Source organism: Paenibacillus sp. 1001270B_150601_E10, from assembly GCF_015558675.1.
Lineage (GTDB): Bacteria > Bacillota > Bacilli > Paenibacillales > Paenibacillaceae > Paenibacillus_B.
Genome location: NZ_JADMOL010000006.1, coordinates 287,204 through 306,604, shown reverse-complemented (window position 1 = coordinate 306,604; position 19,401 = coordinate 287,204). Strand labels below are relative to the sequence as shown.

Annotated in this window: 17 protein-coding genes; 13 read left to right on the top strand and 4 right to left on the bottom strand. The window is 45.4% G+C overall.

Annotated elements, in window-relative coordinates; translation table 11 throughout:
• Window positions 1-141: 141 nt before the first annotated feature.
• Together I2H74_RS16020 and I2H74_RS16015 are read right to left on the bottom strand one after the other, a co-directional pair.
• Entirely contained in the window at window positions 142-1,011 is an 870-nt protein-coding gene (locus I2H74_RS16020) for a pentapeptide repeat-containing protein (protein WP_229106733.1), read from the bottom strand.
• Between the two features lie 129 nt (window positions 1,012-1,140).
• On the bottom strand, window positions 1,141-1,716 hold the full coding sequence (locus I2H74_RS16015) for a lipoprotein BA_5634 family protein (RefSeq protein WP_195575218.1): 576 nt from the start codon (window positions 1,714-1,716) through the stop codon (window positions 1,141-1,143).
• 139 nt (window positions 1,717-1,855) lie between these two features.
• Here I2H74_RS16015 and I2H74_RS16010 point away from each other — a divergent pair, with 139 nt between their 5' ends.
• From I2H74_RS16010 to I2H74_RS16000, 3 genes are all read left to right on the top strand, one after another.
• The gene (locus tag I2H74_RS16010; RefSeq protein WP_195575217.1) at window positions 1,856-2,077 is read left to right on the top strand and encodes a hypothetical protein; all 222 of its coding nucleotides are present in this window, start codon (window positions 1,856-1,858) and stop codon (window positions 2,075-2,077) included.
• Window positions 2,078-2,582: 505 nt separating this feature from the next.
• Window positions 2,583-4,121: an ABC-F family ATP-binding cassette domain-containing protein gene (locus tag I2H74_RS16005; protein ID WP_195575216.1), complete on the top strand. Its 1,539-nt coding sequence runs from the start codon at window positions 2,583-2,585 to the stop codon at window positions 4,119-4,121.
• Window positions 4,122-4,195: 74 nt separating this feature from the next.
• Complete coding sequence (locus I2H74_RS16000) at window positions 4,196-5,407, top strand: MFS transporter (RefSeq protein WP_195575215.1); 1,212 nt, start codon at window positions 4,196-4,198, stop codon at window positions 5,405-5,407.
• 163 nt (window positions 5,408-5,570) lie between these two features.
• On the opposite strand, the gene csaA is transcribed toward I2H74_RS16000, so the two are convergent.
• Window positions 5,571-5,900 (bottom strand): chaperone CsaA, encoded by a 330-nt coding sequence (gene csaA / locus I2H74_RS15995; protein WP_195575214.1) that lies wholly within the window; start codon window positions 5,898-5,900, stop codon window positions 5,571-5,573.
• Window positions 5,901-6,085: 185 nt separating this feature from the next.
• Here csaA and I2H74_RS15990 point away from each other — a divergent pair, with 185 nt between their 5' ends.
• Window positions 6,086-7,753 (top strand): ribonuclease J, encoded by a 1,668-nt coding sequence (locus I2H74_RS15990; protein ID WP_195575213.1) that lies wholly within the window; start codon window positions 6,086-6,088, stop codon window positions 7,751-7,753.
• Window positions 7,754-7,859: 106 nt separating this feature from the next.
• On the top strand, window positions 7,860-8,621 hold the full coding sequence (locus I2H74_RS15985) for a uracil-DNA glycosylase family protein (RefSeq protein ID WP_195575212.1): 762 nt from the start codon (window positions 7,860-7,862) through the stop codon (window positions 8,619-8,621).
• Between the two features lie 104 nt (window positions 8,622-8,725).
• Here the strand turns inward: I2H74_RS15985 and I2H74_RS15980 are convergent, their stop codons facing one another.
• Window positions 8,726-9,277 carry a helix-turn-helix domain-containing protein gene (locus I2H74_RS15980; RefSeq protein WP_195575211.1) on the bottom strand — a complete coding sequence of 184 codons (552 nt, stop codon included), beginning with the start codon at window positions 9,275-9,277 and terminating at the stop codon, window positions 8,726-8,728.
• A 241-nt stretch (window positions 9,278-9,518) separates the two neighbouring features.
• Between I2H74_RS15980 and I2H74_RS15975 the strand changes: the two genes are divergently transcribed.
• From I2H74_RS15975 to alr, 8 genes are all read left to right on the top strand, one after another.
• The gene (locus I2H74_RS15975) at window positions 9,519-10,502 is read left to right on the top strand and encodes a multidrug resistance efflux transporter family protein (protein ID WP_195575210.1); all 984 of its coding nucleotides are present in this window, start codon (window positions 9,519-9,521) and stop codon (window positions 10,500-10,502) included.
• A gap of 322 nt (window positions 10,503-10,824) precedes the next feature.
• A complete protein-coding gene (locus I2H74_RS15970) occupies window positions 10,825-12,015 on the top strand; it encodes an MFS transporter (protein ID WP_195575209.1) in 1,191 nt (396 codons plus the stop codon).
• Window positions 12,016-12,382: 367 nt separating this feature from the next.
• Window positions 12,383-13,372: a helix-turn-helix transcriptional regulator gene (locus tag I2H74_RS15965; protein WP_195575208.1), complete on the top strand. Its 990-nt coding sequence runs from the start codon at window positions 12,383-12,385 to the stop codon at window positions 13,370-13,372.
• A 295-nt stretch (window positions 13,373-13,667) separates the two neighbouring features.
• A complete protein-coding gene (locus tag I2H74_RS15960; RefSeq protein WP_195575207.1) occupies window positions 13,668-14,363 on the top strand; it encodes a response regulator transcription factor in 696 nt (231 codons plus the stop codon).
• Window positions 14,356-15,447, top strand: coding sequence for a sensor histidine kinase (locus tag I2H74_RS15955; protein WP_195575206.1), 1,092 nt, complete (start codon window positions 14,356-14,358; stop codon window positions 15,445-15,447). The genes I2H74_RS15960 and I2H74_RS15955 overlap by 8 nt, the downstream gene beginning before the upstream one ends.
• 196 nt (window positions 15,448-15,643) lie before the next feature.
• The gene (vanG, locus tag I2H74_RS15950; protein WP_195575205.1) at window positions 15,644-16,699 is read left to right on the top strand and encodes a D-alanine--D-serine ligase VanG; all 1,056 of its coding nucleotides are present in this window, start codon (window positions 15,644-15,646) and stop codon (window positions 16,697-16,699) included.
• Window position 16,700: 1 nt separating this feature from the next.
• Window positions 16,701-17,552, top strand: coding sequence for a M15 family metallopeptidase (locus I2H74_RS15945; protein ID WP_229106731.1), 852 nt, complete (start codon window positions 16,701-16,703; stop codon window positions 17,550-17,552).
• On the top strand, window positions 17,497-19,401 hold a 1,905-nt coding region (gene alr, locus I2H74_RS15940; RefSeq protein ID WP_229106730.1), incomplete at its 3' end, for an alanine racemase. The genes I2H74_RS15945 and alr, both read left to right, overlap by 56 nt.

Below are 19,401 nucleotides of genomic sequence, written 5' to 3'. Positions count from 1 at the left end.
TCAGGTGAAACTTATCTAACAGCAAGAAACCCATCTATCAAGGATGGGGTTCTTGCTGCTTTAAATATGAGATTGCAGGAGAGATGAATCTACTCTGCATGTCCCATATCCCTGCATATGGTGACATGGAACCTTCTTAATCTAAGATATCCAATGGGAGGGACGAACAAGATAAGCAGGAATCTTCGTATGGCAATCTCCCTTCGCTGCATTAAGCTGGAACTGTGTTAGAAATAAACACTCAGACAGGTTCGCACCCCTAACATCCGCATCCCGGCAATCTGCTCCGATCAGATCAGCCATGCTCAGATCTGCTCCACGTAGGTTTGTCGCGATTAGATAGGCTCCTCTCAAGTTAGCGCCTTGCAGATTCGCGTCCTTGAGCTTTGCACCGATGAGATCCGCGCCGCGTCCGAAGGCGGTGCGGCGCCCCTTGACGTGCTTGTATTGCTTATTTGCTTCCTCACGAACCAGCTCACTCACTCTCATTAGCCAAGTATTTACGCTTGCGCGATGTGAACCAATATCGACTTGAAGAAGCGCGTCTCTTGGTTGGGCGATCATTTGCTTCGTTTTTTCATATGCGGATTCAAGCTCATGCTGAATTGTGCTTGCTGCTGGTAGATGCAGAGCTTGAGTAAGATACCAAAGCAGTTCATGCAGCTGCCACATGATAGGGAATACGGAAAACATTGCGTCTTTCGCTTCTGGGAATTGCCTCCAGTCTTTACCTTCAAAGGTATTCTGCGACACCTGTTGTCCAGCCCCAAAGCAATCGTATACCGTACAGCCGCGATACCCTATTTCTCTTAGCTCCGTATGTACGCAGCAGCGATAGTCGGATTGAAGGTTCGAGCAGGGAATGCCCGCAGCTTTATCCTTGGCGAAGTCAGATGAGGCAGCGTATGGAAGGGCGGTACAGCACAGCCCAAAGCAGCTTTCACAATTCGCATGTAATGGACTAAGTTCTTGTGCAATGGAAAGATTTCTGCGATTTTGATAAGTAGACAATGGCATGGCCTCCTAACCACTAGGTTGACAATGTTCCATTTTGTGGTTGCCATCAACCTTCCTATCTTACTACCTGTTGTTTTTTGACGTCAATCTGACATTTAGAGAGTTCTTGATCAGCAGTTGCTATTATTCAAATGTAACGAGTTGGACAGCTTCTACTTGATTGGACAGATCCTGCAACTTCGCAGATAGATCTTTTCCAACGTTCAAGAGTCCAATCGTTTTCCCTTCACCGTTCATTTTCGCATAATCTTCATTGCTAACAATTGCGAACATATCGACTAAAGCGCGTCCGTCACCAATAATACAATTGCCGTCATAATGAAGTGTCACACTGTCCAGGCGTAAATCTTGCACCTCACTTTTCGCATAAAGCACGCCTTCCTTTTCCCTAACCACTGAAGCTTTCACTAATGCAACGACTTTTTCTTTATCTTTCACTTGCTTTAGAACACCTGCTTCTAAAAGTTCCTTCGCACTGTCTGTACTCAAGATCATGATGCTTCCTTTTTCTGTATGCTGCTCTTTAAACGGAATCTTTTTATTCAACTTAGCATCCTTGCTGTATGAGGACATCGTATTGTCTACTGCACGATCTGTTCCATAAAGGATAACCCCATTCGCTTTTTCAAAAAATGTGCATCCCGTACCTACCATTGTGAAGATCATCAAGACGGCTACAATCGTTTTCCAATCCTTCATATGCGTTCCCTCCTTGAGAATAATGATTGACACAAGCATATCTCAAGCTAGAGAGGCTTTGCGATGGATGTGCATGACGATTAGCTTACATTGTTGCAAGCAAATCAACAAAGCTGATTGCAAAAGGGAGAGTGAGGTAATGATGGATAATTGCGGTATTTTTGTTTATTTTACCGTGGATCACTCCATCAAGTATGAAGGATATAGGGCATTTGAATTTGTAATGGGCGAAGTGCCGGACTTCCTAGCCATGGCAGATAGCATGGTGTCCCGAGCAGGCACTGTGGCGATTCATGATTTCTTCGGTATGTTTGATTATAGTCTTTTTATCCATAAACCGTTAAAGCCCTTCTCGTTATAATGAAAGTAAGCTGAAGATCATGTATGTGATCCATGCTTGAGTCGAATTGACGAAGGCCTTTATTGACAAGGCAAGATCATTCGTAATAGAATATGGCCATTGAAAGGAAGGTTTATCATGATTGCGTTAATTACTGAAGTTAGAATAACCAGAGGCTGCTCCGTACAAATGGAACAACATACGATGAAACGTTGTCCGGAGCTTAATCCAAGAGCGTAATGCTTATTTCATCGGTAGAACAGCAGGTGAATTTTTGCGTGCAGTCGTACGCTTATTTTGCGTGCAGTCGTACGCTTATTTTGCTATGCATTCTACTGGTGTTATTTGATTAAGAGGCTGTAGACAAGGTTTTGTCTGCAGCCTTTTGTGTGTTTACTTCCCTGTTTTCGTGAAGGGGAGGAACATACTTGCAATGCAAGTGCGAAGAAGCAGAAGGCTGCACCGCGTGGGTGCTTATGTCTTCTGCTTTTTTTATTTCCAAGACAAATGAAATGAGGGATTATCAATGAGTTTACTCGAAGTCCATGACATGTCGCATTCCTACGGTGACAAAGTGCTGTACAAAAATATTCAGTTTGAATTATACAAAGGCGAGCATTTGGGGGTAGTTGGGCAGAACGGTACAGGGAAGAGTACCTTTGTTCGAATCTTGATGGGAGAGATCGTTCCAGACAGCGGAACGATTCGATGGCAATCGAATACAACCTTAGGCCATCTTGATCAATATGCTGAGATTGATGGAGGAAAGACGGTTGCCGAGTATCTAGAATCCGCATTTTCTGATCTTTTTAAGCTGGAAGCGGATATGAATGCGCTGTATGCCGAGAGTGCTGCAACTGGAAAGGAAGAATATCTCATCAAGGCTGCTGAGATTCAAGAAACACTTGAGCGGCACGATTTCTATGGAATAGCCAGCAGTATTAATAAAGTCATATATGGGTTGGGAATTGACGCTATCGGCGTAAATCGCCAGATTGATGCGCTAAGTGGAGGGCAGCGGACAAAGGTCATTTTGGCAAAGCTTCTTCTTGAGAAGCCCGATGTACTTCTGCTTGATGAGCCTACGAACTATCTGGATGTCGAACATGTGGAGTGGCTGTCGCAATATTTGAACACCATAGAACAGGCCTTCGTCGTTGTTTCGCATCATGTCGAGTTTCTTGAGAAGATAACGACCTGCATTGCGGATATCGAAGGACATACGATTAAGAAATACTACGGGAAATACTCGGAGTTTTTAAAGCAGAAGGCCCATCTTCGTGAGGATCACATCCGTCAGTATCAGGCCCAGGTGAAGAAGATTGAACAGACCGAAGCCTTTATTCGCAAAAACATCGCAGGTGTCAATACGAAAATCGCCCGTGGCCGCAGAAAGCAGTTGGAGCGAATGGAGCGGATCGCACCGCCCACTTTCGTCTCGAAGCCAAACATCCGATTCGGTGAACTTTCGCTTCAATCCCATGTGGCGCTTGAGGTACAAGGCATAGCGGTAGGCTACGAGAAACCGCTGCTGCCACCGATAAGCTTTGAGGTGAAGTCTGGACAGAAGCTTGTCATTACGGGCTTTAACGGCATTGGGAAGTCAACGCTGCTCAAAACATTGGTAGGCCAACTTCCGAGCCTTGCAGGCGAGTATCAGTTTAACGATCAGGTTGTCATTGGATACTATGAGCAAGACTTAAAATGGTCGAATGATTCGATGACGCCGATTGAGATCATTGCAGATCGTTATCCTCGCATGACAACGAAAGAAATCAGACGTCAGCTGGCACAGTGCGGAGTGAAGGAAGACCATGTGACAAGAAGCGTGAGAACACTAAGCGGAGGAGAACAGTCCAAAGTGAAATTATGTCGTTTGCTGCTTACCAAGTGTAATCTGCTCATTTTGGATGAACCGACCAATCACTTCGATGCGGAGACAAAAGAGGCGCTGCAGCATGCATTAGTGAGATTTGGCGGAAGTGTGATCCTAGTATCTCATGAACCAGCCTTTTATAAGGAATGGGCGGACCGCGTCGTAAATATCGAGTCATTTGTGAAATAGATTAATGCACAAGATTATAAGACTAGACAAGAGCACACAATTGAATGAGTTATAGATAGAAAGGTGAATGATAGATGAATGTTACCGTACACCCCGCTTGGAAAAAGAAAACGGCCTTATTCCTGACGGCGCAAACCATCTCGCTATTGGGTTCTTCCTTAGTCCAGTATGCGATCATATGGCATATCACACTCTTGACATCATCAGGAGCCATGCTGACCTTGTCCACGATCTGCGGCTTTTTGCCGCAGATCCTAATCTCTTTATTTGCCGGCGTATGGATCGATCGATATAACCGCAAAAGGATGATCATGCTTGCGGATGGTGCAATAGCTGCAGCAACGCTTGTGCTAGCGCTGTTGTTCCTTGCCGGATACAACGAGATCTGGCTGCTTTATCCGATCCTTCTGATTCGAGCAGCGGGAACGGGTATACAGGTGCCTGCTGTAAACGCACTTATTCCACAAATTGTCCCGCAGGATCGGCTAATGAAGGTAAATGGCATCAACAGCAGTATCACGTCCTTCGTGATGTTCTTATCCCCAGCAGCTGGTGGCGCCATTCTTTCCGTGGCGCCTATTGAGAACGTATTTATGGTAGATGTGGTTACAGCCATCATTGGTATTAGCCTCATGTTCACCATACAAGTGCCTTCGCTTGTAAGAAAGAAGCAAGCACAGCGTTCCAATCTATACGAGATCAAGGAGGGGTTACATTATGTTAGGCGACACCCCTTTATCAAGCAGCTTTTGATTTCATTATTTGTCGTGCTGTTCTTAATCAGCCCATCAGCATTTTTGACACCACTGATGGTGAGCCGATCTTTTGGAGCGGAAGTATGGCGATTAACGGCTAGCGAAATGACTTTTAGCGCGGGTGCCTTGCTGGGTGGCGTTCTTATAGCAACTTGGGGAGGCTTCCGCAATCGATTGCGTACCACGCTGGCAGCTAGCGCCATGTATGGTTTGCTAATGATTGGGCTTGGAACTGCGCCTGTATTTATATGCTATTTGATTCTGAATTTCCTGATTGGGATAACTATGCCATGCTTCAATTCACCGATTACCGTGATGCTTCAGGAAAAAGTGGAACCACAGCTGCACGGAAGAGTGTTCAGTCTCATGCAGGTGTCGAATTCATGTGCCCTTCCATTAGGTATGGTGCTGTTCGGACCCTTAGCTGATATTGTAAAGGTCGAAACGATTCTTATTTATTGCGGACTTCTGGTCCTAGCTTGCACGCTATACGCTTCTCTCGGCAAGCGTTATATGGTTGTTAACGAGTAGGTAACTAGTCGAATAGGTGTCATGCCACAAAAAAAGCCACCTCACGGTGGCTAAACAGCTGTCGAGTTCATCTCGGCTGTTGAAATGAGGTATGTGTGACGTAACACCTATAATTAGGCTATATCACGCTCTCTTTATCTCGATAAAATGAACTCATCAAAGGCTAAGCAATGGGCGTTCCGTTAGCCACAATCTCATCGGGTCTTAGCAGCACAACATCGTCTTCATCTGGCGTGCCGCCAATGACGAGCACCTCCGACTTGAAGCCGGCGATCTTTCTGACTGGGAAGTTAACAACTGCAATAACTTGTCGACCTATAAGCTGTTCAGGCGTGTATCTTTTCGTAATTTGGGCAGAAGAGCGCTTAATTCCCAGCTCACCAAAGTCAATGGTCAATTTAAATGCGGGCTTGCGCGCTTCAGGAAAGGGCTCTGCATGTGTAACTGTACCTACGCGAATGTCTAATTTCAAAAAATCTTCAATCGTTGCCATAATCGTTTCTTCTCCTTGTTGTCGATAATGGATTAGTTTACTAAACATGTGTGCGATTGACTAGTGTATTAAACCGTTTATAGCTGAACATTCTGACTTCTCGCCATCTTAAACAGCTTGTATAAATAAGGATAAAATACGGCTCTCCACTTCATAATAAAAGGAAATACAAGTGGAGGGTCATTATGATGCAATCCAATGAAGGACTCATTATCGCGGCATTAGGCGGTGTGAATGAGATTGGGAAAAACATGTATATCGTTCAGTACGATGATGACATTGTCGTGATTGACTGTGGATCGAAATTTCCCGACGAGAGTTTGTTAGGCATTGATCTTATTATTCCTGATGTAAGCTATTTGCTTGCCAATCAAGATAAAGTCAGGGCTTTAGTTGTAACCCATGGGCACGAGGATCATATCGGCGGTATACCGTATCTGCTGAAGCAGATCCAGATGCCAATCTATGCTTCGCGATTAACATTAGGCCTCATCGAGATAAAGCTAAGAGAACATGGACTTCTGAGAGAAACGAAGATGACACGCATTGATGCCGACTCGACTGTTGAGCTCGGCACGATTACGTGTACCTTTTTCAATACGAATCACAGCATTCCAGATTGCCTTGGCGTAGTTATGGATACTCCCGAAGGAAGGATTGTGCATACGGGAGACTTTAAGTTTGATTTGACTCCAGTGAATAAGCAGTATCCAGATCTTCATCGAATGTCCGATATTGGAAAAAAAGGGGTTCGTGTGCTGCTGTCCGAAAGCACGAATGCGGAACGGCCAGGCTTTACACCTTCCGAACAGCTGGTAGGCGTGCATATTGAAGAAGCATTCAATCAAGCGAAGCAGCGGGTATTCATCTCAACATTTGCTTCTAATGTGAATCGCCTTCAACAGATCGTGGATGCCGCGATTCAGACGAATCGTAAGATATGCCTGCTTGGCCGAAGCATGGTGAATGTTGTACAGGTTGCAACAGAGCTTGGATACCTTACAGTTCCTGATGGGATGATCATGGATTCGAATGAGGCGGCAAAGCTTTCTCCTGAGCGAGTTGCTGTTCTATGCACAGGAAGTCAAGGTGAACCGATGGCTGCACTAGCACGTCTATCGAATGGGTCCCATCGCCAGATGAAAATTGATGCCGGGGATACGGTTATTATCGCTGCTAGCCCGATTCCAGGCAACGAACGGGATGTATCGCGCATTATTGACAACCTGTATGCATTGGGAGCTACGATCATCTATGGTCCTCAGAATGACCTTCACGTATCGGGTCATGGAAGCCAAGAGGAGCTTAAGCTGATGCTTACACTGATGAAGCCGAAGTACTTTATTCCTGTGCATGGCGAATTTCGGATGCTGCATCAGCATCGCATGTTAGCGGAAGCTGTAGGCGTAAGCCGAGAGAACATTTTTATTCTCAATAACGGTGATATTGTGGAATCGAAAAATGGGGTCGTGCGTCAGTCGGGGCAGCTGCCAGCTGGGCAAATTCTAGTTGACGGATTAGGAATCGGCGATATTGGCAATAGCGTGCTTCGAGATCGAAGACAGCTGTCTGCAGATGGTATTCTGATTGTGGTTATCACCCTAAGCAAAACGGAGAGCAAACTTATCTCAGGCCCAGATACGATCTCAAGAGGGTTTGTCTATGTTCGTGACTCGGAGGAGCTGATTGAGGATATTAACCAGCTAGTGGTTGCCACTGTAAATAAAATGCTCGAGGAACACATTACGCAATGGAACGTGATGAAGAAGACTTTAAAGGACAGCTTAGGACAGTTCCTATATTCACGAACGAAGCGAAGACCAATCATTCTTCCGATTATCATCGAAGTATAGTAGCATAGAAGAGTTCCGGGAATCATTCGCCGATCATTGTGCGGTGCAAAGGGTTCTGGGGACTCTTTTTTCTTGAAAAGCAGGGATTTTTGAGAGGTGAAGGACGATGAAGCATCTATCAGGTTACTTTGAGCATTACAAAAACGCGATTCGTTCTCTTCCTGCACATCAAACCTTAACCAAGGAAGATGTTCTAACGAAGCAGTTCCGGATAGCAAAAGAAGGGAAAATCGAGGTATATTACGCTCCTCACAATGAGTATGTCAATCAGAAAGCAAAGGTTGTGATCGTAGGCTTAACACCTGGATGGACGCAAACAAGAATCGCTTATGAAACTGCTCGCGATGGGTTGGAGCATGGACTTGATGATACCGTTATTATTCAGACATGCAAAGAGCAGGCTCGCTTCGCAGGAACAATGAGAGAGCATTTAATTGAAATGCTTGATCGATTAGAGCTACATAAGAAACTAGGAATTTCAAGCTGTCGAGAAGGGTTTGAAGCAGAACAGACTTTCTTTCATACAACATCAATGCTTAGGTATCCGGTCTTTATTAATCAAAAGAACTATACAGGTTCCAATCCTCACATACCATCCAATCCCATGCTTCTCGAGATGGCACGAGCCTTTATGGAGCAAGAGCTTCTAGCTTCGCCAACTGCTCTTATCATTCCATTAGGAAAGGCGGTAGAGCTCGTGCTTCATCAACTCTGTGACGAGGGAGCTTTGGCCTCTGAACGCTTCCTATGGGGCTTTCCGCATCCATCCGGTGCGAATGGCCATCGTCACAAGCAATTTGAGGAGCATGCTGCTCGGATGAAAGAAGCCATCGAACAACATTTCAGTCATCCTGATCAATCGCGTTAGCGGCAAACAGGCAAATCGTTATATTTAGGTGAAAGTATGCAACCCATCCATCCTTATTCGGAGACCTGATCTCTTAGGGATGGATTTTTTAGTGGAGTCTAGGGTTACTTATAAGTGATAGTTAAATGCATAACAGCCTGCCCATCCGTGTTATTTGCATAAATATGCTTGTCGGTAGCCGTAAATTGAATTGAATCAAAGGGCTTTAACTCATAAGATTCATCGCCGATCGTTAATTGAACTTCTCCAGCCATGACAGTTGCAATCTCTGTAGTGCCCGAATGATGAGCCTCAGGCTCATACGTACAGTGGGGCATTAAGTAAGCACGATACATGCCGATCATTTCTTTGGAATTGCTATACAGAGGCTCTAAGCTCCAGCCATGCTCGTCCGTGATTTGGGTTCCCTCGCCAGCTCGCCAAATGTGCACTTCATTCTCAGGCTTAAGCAAGGACATTAGCGGGACAGACAAGCCATTGGAGATCTTCCACAGCATGCCAAGGGTTGGATTAGTTTCCCCGCGTTCAATATTGCCTAAGGTCAATTTACTTACTCCCGTTTTTGCCGCCAGCTCTTCCAGGCTCAATCTTTGATCTTTTCTCAGCTCGCGAAGGGTTGATCCTACAGCTTGGATCAGCTTTTTCGTTTCATCCATGTTAGCAGTCCTTTCAATCCATCCTCATTCTTTGGTATTGTTTACTTTTGCAGATCGAGATATCTATTATACTATACCTTTTTCGAGAGTTTTTAGCTATGAAGCAGATTTCATTTCATACAGGATAATATGCATTTTGATCAATAAAATATATTATACTTTACTAAATGATTATTGTTGTATATTATTATATACCGAAGCAGCTAATGACAGCAAATTGATTTGAAGAGGTGAGTTGATAATGAGAGCTGTACTTGTAGGTATCCTTTCATCCTTGTTTTTTTCCGCAACATTTATTATCAATCGTGCGATGAATCTAGGCGGCACAAGCTGGGCTTGGACAGCATCGCTTCGGTTTATATTGGCACTTCCGTTCTTATTTCTAATTGTCGCTTATCGTAGGAACCTCACGCAGTTGTTTAAGGAATTGGCGAAGCATCCATTCCAGTGGCTGCTCTGGGGAACGCTTGGCGGAGTAGGATTTTACTCGCTGCTCAGCTTTGCCGCCGCTTATGCTCCTTCGTGGCTGACATCGGGTACATGGCAGGTAACGATTCTAGCGGGTGCTTTACTGTCACCGTTATTTTTCGTTACAGAGCATAGTTCTACCGGCAGCCGTAGAGTAAGACAATCGATTCCGTTTAAAAGCCTGCGCATCTCGCTGATTATTCTCGCCGGCGTCATCCTTATGCAGGTCAAGGAGGCTATGACTGGACAAGTGGAGCTGCGCGAATTCTTGCTCGGATTTGTCCCTGTCGTCATTGCTGCATTTTTGTATCCACTTGGCAATCGAAAAATGATGGAACTGTGCGAGGGCAGAATTGATGCTTTTCAGCGCACGCTGGGTATGGCGATAAGCAGTTTGCCTATTGCGATCGTACTAGGTATATTCGGGACGGCATCTGTTGGACTTCCATCTGGCGGCCAGCTGCTTCAAGCTCTGCTGCTTGCCCTATGCTCTGGAGTTATCGCTAGCCTGTTGTTCTTCCTTGCAACAGACATGGCCAAGGACAATATGGGTTTGCTCGCTGCGGTTGAATCTACGCAATCCGGCTCCATGGTCTTTACTGTTCTTGGCGAGGTGCTCCTCCTGAATGGAGCATTTCCACAAGGGCTGTCCATGATTGGAATGATTGTCGTGATTATTGGCATGATTGCGACTAGCTTGATTAATGGCAAGCAAAGAGCAGCGCCATCTAAATCCAGCTTACGGGTGAATCGCTAACAAAGAGGCAATGTTGTTGAAGATTGCAACCAAGGAATGCATATCTCAGTTATAAAAATGTCCATATACAATAAGCTGACTTTCAAACGGGAGTCAGCTTGTTGTGTTTTGAGAACGTAAATCGAATGAGGCAATCGAACGAGTGATTCCCAATAAACTTATAATGCTCCTATTTTCATATCCATTTATACAACAAGCGAACAATACTCCGTATTGCGGCATGATCGCTCCGTTAAGAGGTAGTCCTGTTTTCTGATTTCTCTTAACATCTAAGAGTATCAAGCATCCACGGAAGATGCTGAGAAAGGAGAACAGAAAGGATATGGGGAAGATTCGATTTAGCATCTTTTTCAGTGTGTTCGTGGCTATGGTCGGCCTCATGATTATTGCACCTGTCATGCCGCCGCTTATTCGTGAATTAGGGTTGAGCGAGACGCATTCTGGTTTAATCATATCTTTAGGCTCTGTCGCGATGGCGCTGCTTGCTCCATTATGGGGGAGATTAAGTGATGTTAAGGGAAGGAAGCCTGTCATCATCTTAGGTTTTTTAGGCATGTTTATTGCTTATGTCCTGTTTACGGGAACAATGTATGCAGGTTTGCAAGGAATGATTAAGGGAGGACTGCTCGTTATTCTGCTCATCCTCGCACGGGCGTTGGTGGGGGCATTCATTCCGGCGGTTCCTTCGTCCGCTCAGGCGTACATGGCGGACATTACGTCTGAGAATGAGCGCGGTTCAGGCATGGCCTTTATAGGTGCAGCCAACGGACTCGGTCTTGTGCTGGGACCTGCAATTGCCGGCGTCTTTGCACTAATAGGCCTCATCTGGCCGCTTTATATTGGCGCTCTGCTGCCCATTTTGGCATTGATCGTCGTCATGATCATGATTCCTTCCCAGCAGCCCGTGATTCATGAGAAGCCGCCTAAGGTTAGTCTTTTTCAAAAAGGCGTGCGAATCTATCTGTTCGCAGGCTTCGTCACCATGGTGAGCATTGTAACCTTGCAGGTCATTGGCGGCTTTTACTTTCAGGATCAGCTAAAGTTGACGACCAGTGAGACAGCACGAATGGTGTCCTTTGGCTTGATGTTTACAGGTGTGGCCATGATCATTACCCAAGGCGTACAGATGAAGAATAAGAAGTGGCAGCCGAAGCAGCTTCTAGTTGTCGGCGCACTACTCACTTTAATTGGTGTAGTCTTGTTCTTATGCTTCAACCATCTAGCCATCTACTATACAGCATACTTTTTATTTGGTATTGGGTCAGGTCTGCTTATGCCGGGATTCATGACTGGGGCTTCGCTTGCTGTAGAGAAGGAGCAGCAGGGTGGGGTAGCAGGGTTAATCGGCTCGATTCAAGGACTATCTGCAGTCATTGCGCCACTGGTGAGTACAGGTCTGTATCAAGTAGATAAGCATCTTCCTTTTGCGCTTCTCGGAATCTTGATGCTAATTCTAAGCGTTACCTTGATGATGGTAAACAGCAAATCGGCTAATCATAAACTGGCGTCATAATCGAGATATTGGATAAAGGAGAGGGCAGCAGGCTTCGATAGCTTGAGAGTGGAAACGGGTATATGGCTTTAAAAAGAGAGCGCAGGTCCTAATAAGGGATTTTTTTAAAACTTATTGATAATGATTCTCTTTATCGTTAAAATAAAAGAGACAAACGTCATGATACGACGAGATGTCGTTTAAGGACTTATACAGGTGCAGCAGGTCATTGCAAGAAGGAAGTGGATGGATTCCTTTCTTGTACCCTGCTGTTTTTTTTAAGTTATATGTTGCCTTAGGGAAATTCTTTTTATCTATTGAAACACCGATGAAGGTATTCCTTGCTTTATTATCAATCGTTTTTCCTAGGATGAGGAGGGAATGTGATTTGAAATTATCGTTGGACACCTGGGATTTGAATGGCGTGTATCAAGGATTCCAAAGGGAAGTGCCCTCAAGTATACAATCAGTTGGACCTGATATGTATCATCAATTGTATACCATTCCTGCTAATAGCGGAACGGGTTATCTTGAGCGCTGGCACCTTCGAGAAGGACTTGAGCTGAATTGGATAGATACGCAGATGAATGTTCCCCTTATCATGGATGTGGATGTCCATTATCCACATCTGGAAATATCGTATACGCTGTCTGGAAGCGGCTGCTGGGAGACTTCTGCGGATGCGGCGCAGTATGAGCTTGCGGCAGGAGTCTCTACGCTGATATCGATACGCAATACGAAGCTGCATGCTGAGATGTCTCATCAAGAACGCATGCTACATATGGAGCTGCGGTTTGATCTTCGGCAATTCCAAGGGGTGCTGCCTGCATTTGAAAGAGCGAATGAACGAGCCGTGTTCTGCACACAAGTATCAAAGTCGCCTATCATTGCACAGCTTGTAGATCATATGCGCCAGTGCCCGTATACAGGCGCGTTAAAGCGAATGTATTTGGAAGGCAAAGCATTAGAACTGCTTGCCTTTCATCTAGATGGGATGGATCGTGAGGAACGAAGCAAGCAAACAGTGTCTAAGCTCACACGCTACGACATGCAATGCCTTCATGAAGCGAGAAGCATACTGACAAAGGAATGGCAGGAGCCGCCAAGTCTGCTCGGTCTTGCCCGATTAACGGGTTTGAATGACTATAAACTGAAATTGGGGTTCAAGGAGTTGTTCGGTACAACCGTATACGGCTATGTTCGAGAAAAGCGAATGAGTGAGGCGAGAAAACTGCTGGAGCAAGGAAAGGCCAATGTAAGTGAAACCGCCTTTATGGTCGGCTACCAGAACGTTAGCCACTTTGCGAAGGTATTCCGCAAGACGTATGGTTATAATCCGAGTGAGATTGTAAAGCAAGCGACAGATAGAAGCGTATGAGGAAATCATGCTAGTGGGACTTAACCATGTTGAAGCAGGTCAACGTATTCGATTTGAGGCGTGGATCTGTTTTTTGTCGTTTGCAGATCAAGAAGGAATCACCTTCGTCAATGCTCTGTTTCCTGACATAGATAGGACGTTTACCGTAAAATGTCTAACGAAGAAGGGTAAGATACGAGTCAACCTGACCGATAATGGAGTTGCATGCCATTTCAACCATAACGCATTGGATTTACCATTTTTGAATTAAACCTGCTATAGTATTCGTAGCATGATTGACAGGGAGATGAATGAAATGAAGCTTATCACGATACTCATAGCCGATGATGAGCAAGAGATTGCAGATTTGATTGAACTGCATCTTCGCAAAGAAGGCTATCAATGCATAAAAGCAGCAGATGGCCAGGAAGCGCTACAGGCGGTTCAGTATCATACCATTGATCTAGCCATACTCGATATTATGATGCCGAAGATGGATGGATACGAGGTTACCCAAAGGATTCGGGAACAACATCAATTCCCGATTATCTTTTTAAGCGCGAAGACGAGCGACCTGGATAAGATCACAGGATTGGTGAGAGGCGCAGACGATTATATGACCAAGCCCTTCAATCCGATGGAACTGGTAGCAAGAGTGAATGCACAGCTTCGCCGTGCCATGCAATTCAGCCAGCCAGCTTCAAAACAACAGTCGATGATCGAAGCGGGAGGTTTGGTGATTCTCCCCGAGCAGCGTTCGGTCACGCTGTATGGAGACCCCATTGAGCTGACGCCAAAGGAGTTTGATATTTTGTACTTGCTCGCGAGCTATCCGAAGAAGGTGTTCAGCGCGGAGAACATCTTTCAGCAGGTATGGGGAGATGCTTACTTTGAGAGCAGCAATACCGTGATGGTGCATATTCGAGGCCTGCGTAAGAAGCTTAAAGACGATGTGAACAAAAACAAGCTCATCAAAACCGTCTGGGGAGTAGGGTATACGTTCAATGCATAACATCATGCGCAGCTTTAGAACGAAAATGATACTGTTGTTTGGGATTAGCATGCTTTGTTCCGCTGGCATCACTTTTCTCATGTACAAAATTCTTCAGCTATACTATCACGCTCAGGTAAGAGTAGAGGACCCGTTAGCGCTGCTTCGCTATTTTATCGGACGAATTGGAGATATCAACTTTTTCTTGATCTTTTTCATCCCGCTATCCATCTTGATCTTTTTCTTTTTAACCAAGCGTTATGCGAACTACTTCGAAGAAATATCAACGGGAATCCATCATCTTGCGAGCGGGAACTTCAAGCATCAAGTTCTACTTCATTCCAATGATGAGTTCGGGGATATTGCCCGAGATATCAATCTTGCCAGCGAAAAGCTGCAGCAGGCGATGGAAAGAGGCGACTTTGCAGAAACGAGCAAGCATCAGCTTGTACTAAATCTAGCTCATGATCTTAGGACGCCATTGACGTCTGTTCTTGGCTACTTGGACTTTATTCTGAAGGACAAGGATCTTACTCAGGAGCAGGTCAGACACTATGCGAGCATTGCATTTACTAAGTCTCAACGGCTGGAGAAGCTTATTGATGAACTGTTTGAGATCACGAGAATGAACTATGGCAGGGTGACCATAGAGAAGAAGCCAATTGATCTTAGCGAGCTGCTGCATCAAATGCATGAGGAGCTCTATCCTCTGTTTGAAAAAAACGATCTGGAAGCGAGAATCGAAGTCGATCCCCATTTGAACATTGCAGCTGACGGTGAATTGCTGGCGCGTGTATTCGAGAATCTCTTAACGAATGCCATTCGATATGGCAAAGACGGCAAATTCATTGATATTCGTGGCTTCTTTGAAGGAGATAAGGCCGTGGTGCAGGTCGTCAATTATGGCGATTCTATTCCAGAAGACGATCTGCCGCATCTCTTCGACATGTTCTATACCGGAGACAAAGCTCGAACCCATCGCCAAGGCAGCACGGGGCTCGGCCTGTTTATCACGAAAAATATCGTTGAGCAGCACCAAGGAACCGTCACTGCTGCAAGCAATGTGATTCGAACGATGTTTGAGGTGCGTTTGCCAAGATCATAGCTTCAACACGATAACGGATACCATTATTTAAGAAAAACTTTAAAAATACCCCTATTTCTTCTTAAAAAGTTTTCCCTAATCTTAGTCTTGCAGAGCCTAGGGAGAACACTTCAACGAAGAGGTAGGGGTTTTTATGTTTCTCCTCGAGGTTCACAGGAATATTACAAATGTGACCATAGATGCAGGAGGATTACAGGTGAAAAAGTTAACGATCGCCGTATTGTTTGGCGGCTGCTCCAATGAATACAAGGTTTCTCTCATATCAGCAGCATCCGTAATTGAACATTTGGATTCAGACAAATACGAACTCGTGCTGGTTGGGATTACGAGAGAGGGAGACTGGTTGCGATACAGCGGTCCAATAGCGGACATTCGCGAGGATCAGTGGCACTCACATCCAAGCTGCATTCCTTCTTTTTTATCTCCTAGCCGATCGGTAAAGGGACTGGTAGAGCTTGTAAACACGGAATATCATATCAAGCCCATAGATGTGGTATTCCCCGTAATGCATGGAAAGCATGGTGAAGATGGAACGGTGCAAGGACTTATTGAGCTTGCACGCCTTCCGTATGTTGGCTGTGATATGCTGTCTTCTGCCGTTTGCATGGATAAAGATATCGCTCATACTTTGGTACAGGCTTCTGGAGTTGCTACGCCTCATTCTGTAACGATATATAAAGATGATCCCGAGGGAGCTGCATTCCGAGCGCTTCAAGCATTGAAGTATCCCGTATATGTGAAACCAGCGAAGTCTGGTTCATCCGTAGGCATCACAAAGGCACATGAGACTTCTCAGTTGATGCAGGGTATTGAACTTGCATTTGAGCATGATCATAAAGTGGTGGTGGAAGAGGAAATTGAAGGATTTGAGGTAGGATGTGCAGTGCTCGGGAATCGTGAGCCTATGATCGGTGTCATTGATGAAATTGAACTAACCGGTGATTTCTTCGACTTTACAGAGAAGTATTCCCTGCAATCCTCGAACATCCATCTGCCTGCAAGAGTTGATTCTTGCACCGCTGATCGTATCAAAGAGACAGCAAGGTTGATTTATAAAACGTTAGGCTGCAAGGGCTTTGCCAGAGTGGACATGTTTGTCACTCCAGACAGCAGGATTGTTTTTAACGAGGTCAATACAATCCCTGGATTTACGGCCAATTCAAGATATCCAAAGATGCTCCAGGCAAGCGGGCTTACCTATCCGCAGATTCTTGATCAATTGATACAACTCGCCGTTGTGGAGGGTTCATGATATGGATATTATGGCGATCCGAAAGAATCATAACCTGGTTCGTCAATCTGATCATGTTATAACCCTAACACGATCAGATATCTATCGTGGACATCTTCTGCTTGTGAATCGAGATCATTCATTGCGTCAAGAGGAAGACTTCCTTGAGCTTCATCGAATTGATACGCTGCCTGTGCTAGATACGAACCGAGAATCGATGCGGCTCGATAAGACATGCTTGAAGCAGCTAACTGCGCTGCTTGAGGCTTGCAACGGAAAGCAGGATATTCTGGTTGTGAGCGGCTATCGCTCACACGAAGAGCAGACGGAGCTGTACGAGACTTCGCTCCGAGAGCACGGTGCGGCTTTTACATCTCGCTATGTGGCTCGACCGGGCGAGAGTGAGCATCAGACCGGGTTGGCTGTGGACGTGGGACAAAGATCGGATGAGGTCGATTATATTTGTCCAACCTTTCCTGACGCGGGTGTTTGTCAGGACTTCAGGAAGCTTGCAGCCCAGCACGGATTTATCCAGCGATACAAGGAAGGCAAGGAAGCGATCACGAACATCGCAGCAGAGCCATGGCATTTTCGTTATGTGGGTTATCCGCATTCGGTCATCATGGAAGAGCGTGATTGGTGTTTAGAGGAGTACATCGAGAAAGTAAAGCTGTACCAAGTCCATCAAGAGCATGTATACGTAGAGGATAAGGATGGAAGAGGAACGATAGAAATTTACTATGTACCCATTCATCAAGACGTTAGCTACATAGAGATACGAAATGGGGTATCATACACCGTATCCGGAAATAACCAAGATGGTTGCATCATCACCGTTTATCATGACAAAGGCAGTGAGTGTCGTGAAGGCTAATTCATACGGAGCAGTCGATTCATTCAAAATGATTGCAGCGATGATGGTTATCGCGATCCACACGGGACCGCTTGCATCCTACAATGCCTATGCAGACTTTTTGCTTACAGGGGTGCTGGCACGATTGGCGGTGCCCATCTTCTTAGTAGCTGCAGGCTTCTTCTTATTTCAAAAGCTGACAGGGGAAGCTCAGCATGATCGAAGCATCATCCGTCAATATACGCTTCGGATTTTGAAATTATATAACATCGCCATCATCATTTATTTGCCGGTTAACCTATATACGGGCTACTTCTCTACGGATTTCAGCGCTGTTGGCTTCATGCTGGATTTGCTTGTTAACGGAACGCTTTATCATTTGTGGTACTTTCCAGCTCTCATTGTTGGAGTGTACATGACCTATTTCCTGTATCGCCAGATGTCGTTCCCTTATTTGTTCGTTGTGACGGGAGCCCTCTACCTTATCGGGCTGATGGGGGACAGCTATTATGGATTAACAGAACAGCATATGAGCCTTCATTCTATGTATCACTGGTGGTTTCAATGGTTCGATTATACGAGATCAGGCGTATTTTTTGCACCGCTCTTTCTTGCAATCGGTGCTTGGGCAGCCGCATATCCCAAGCGCTTCATCTCAGCAAAAATGGCTATGTTCCGATTGGTGTTATCGCTTCTGCTGTTGATTACAGAAGGAGCAGTATTGAAGGCGCAAGAACTGCCGCGACATGACAGCATGTATCTGTTCCTCGTTCCTGCTGTTTATGAGCTATTCTATTTATTAATATCACGAAATAGAAACGCAAGACCCTATCTTCGGAAAATGAGTACATGGATTTATATCTTACATCCACTGGCGATTATTATCGTTCGAGGATTAGCCAAATTCACAGGGCTAAGTCCGTTCATGGTTGCCAATAGTCTGATTCACTTTGTTCTGGTAACGATCGTATCTATTGCAGCAGCTGCAGTTGTAGGGCAATGGAAACCGATTAAGCAGCCGAAGCGATCAGGCCGTTACCGCGCATGGGCAGAAATCAATCTCTCACACTTCAAGCATAATGTAAATGAGCTGAAGCGACGATTGCCTGATGATTGCCGCATCATGGCGGTCGTAAAGGCAAATGCATATGGGCATGGCAGTGTTCCTGTTGCAAAATGCCTGCAATCGATCGGTGTAAACGCCTATGCCGTTGCAGAGATTGGGGAAGGGATTGCCTTGCGTAAAGCTGGGATTCGAGGAGAAATTCTCATTCTCGGATACACCTCGCCATGGCAATTTGAAGATTTGAGCCGATATGACCTTACACAAACGGTCATTCATGCAGAGTATGCCCTCGCTTTAAACCAATACGGCAAAAAGATGAAGGTTCATGTGAAGATCGATACAGGCATGGGAAGACTGGGAGAGAGCGCAGACCAAGTAGAGCGTATCCTCAGTATGTATCGTCAACCCCATCTACTGGTCACGGGCACCTATAGTCATTTTTCTGTGCCAGACAGTGAGCGGATAGAGGATATCACATTTACGGAAGGACAGATTCGCTGCTTCTACCACCTGGTTGGTGTAATAAAGGCAAATGGATTCGATCCTGGCAGACTCCATCTGCAAAGCAGTTATGGGATTCTATATTATCCGCAGCTCAACTGTGATTTGGCTCGCCCAGGCATTTCTTTATATGGGGCAATCGATATCGCGAAAATCAAAGACGAGTCTCTGGCTGCCTTATTGCCTGTGCTTTCCTTAAAGGCAAGGGTGACAATGGTCAAGCGTGTTCCTGCGGGAACCTATATTGGATATGGACGCCACTTTAAGACAACTCAGGACAGTCTTATCGCGACGGTGTCAATC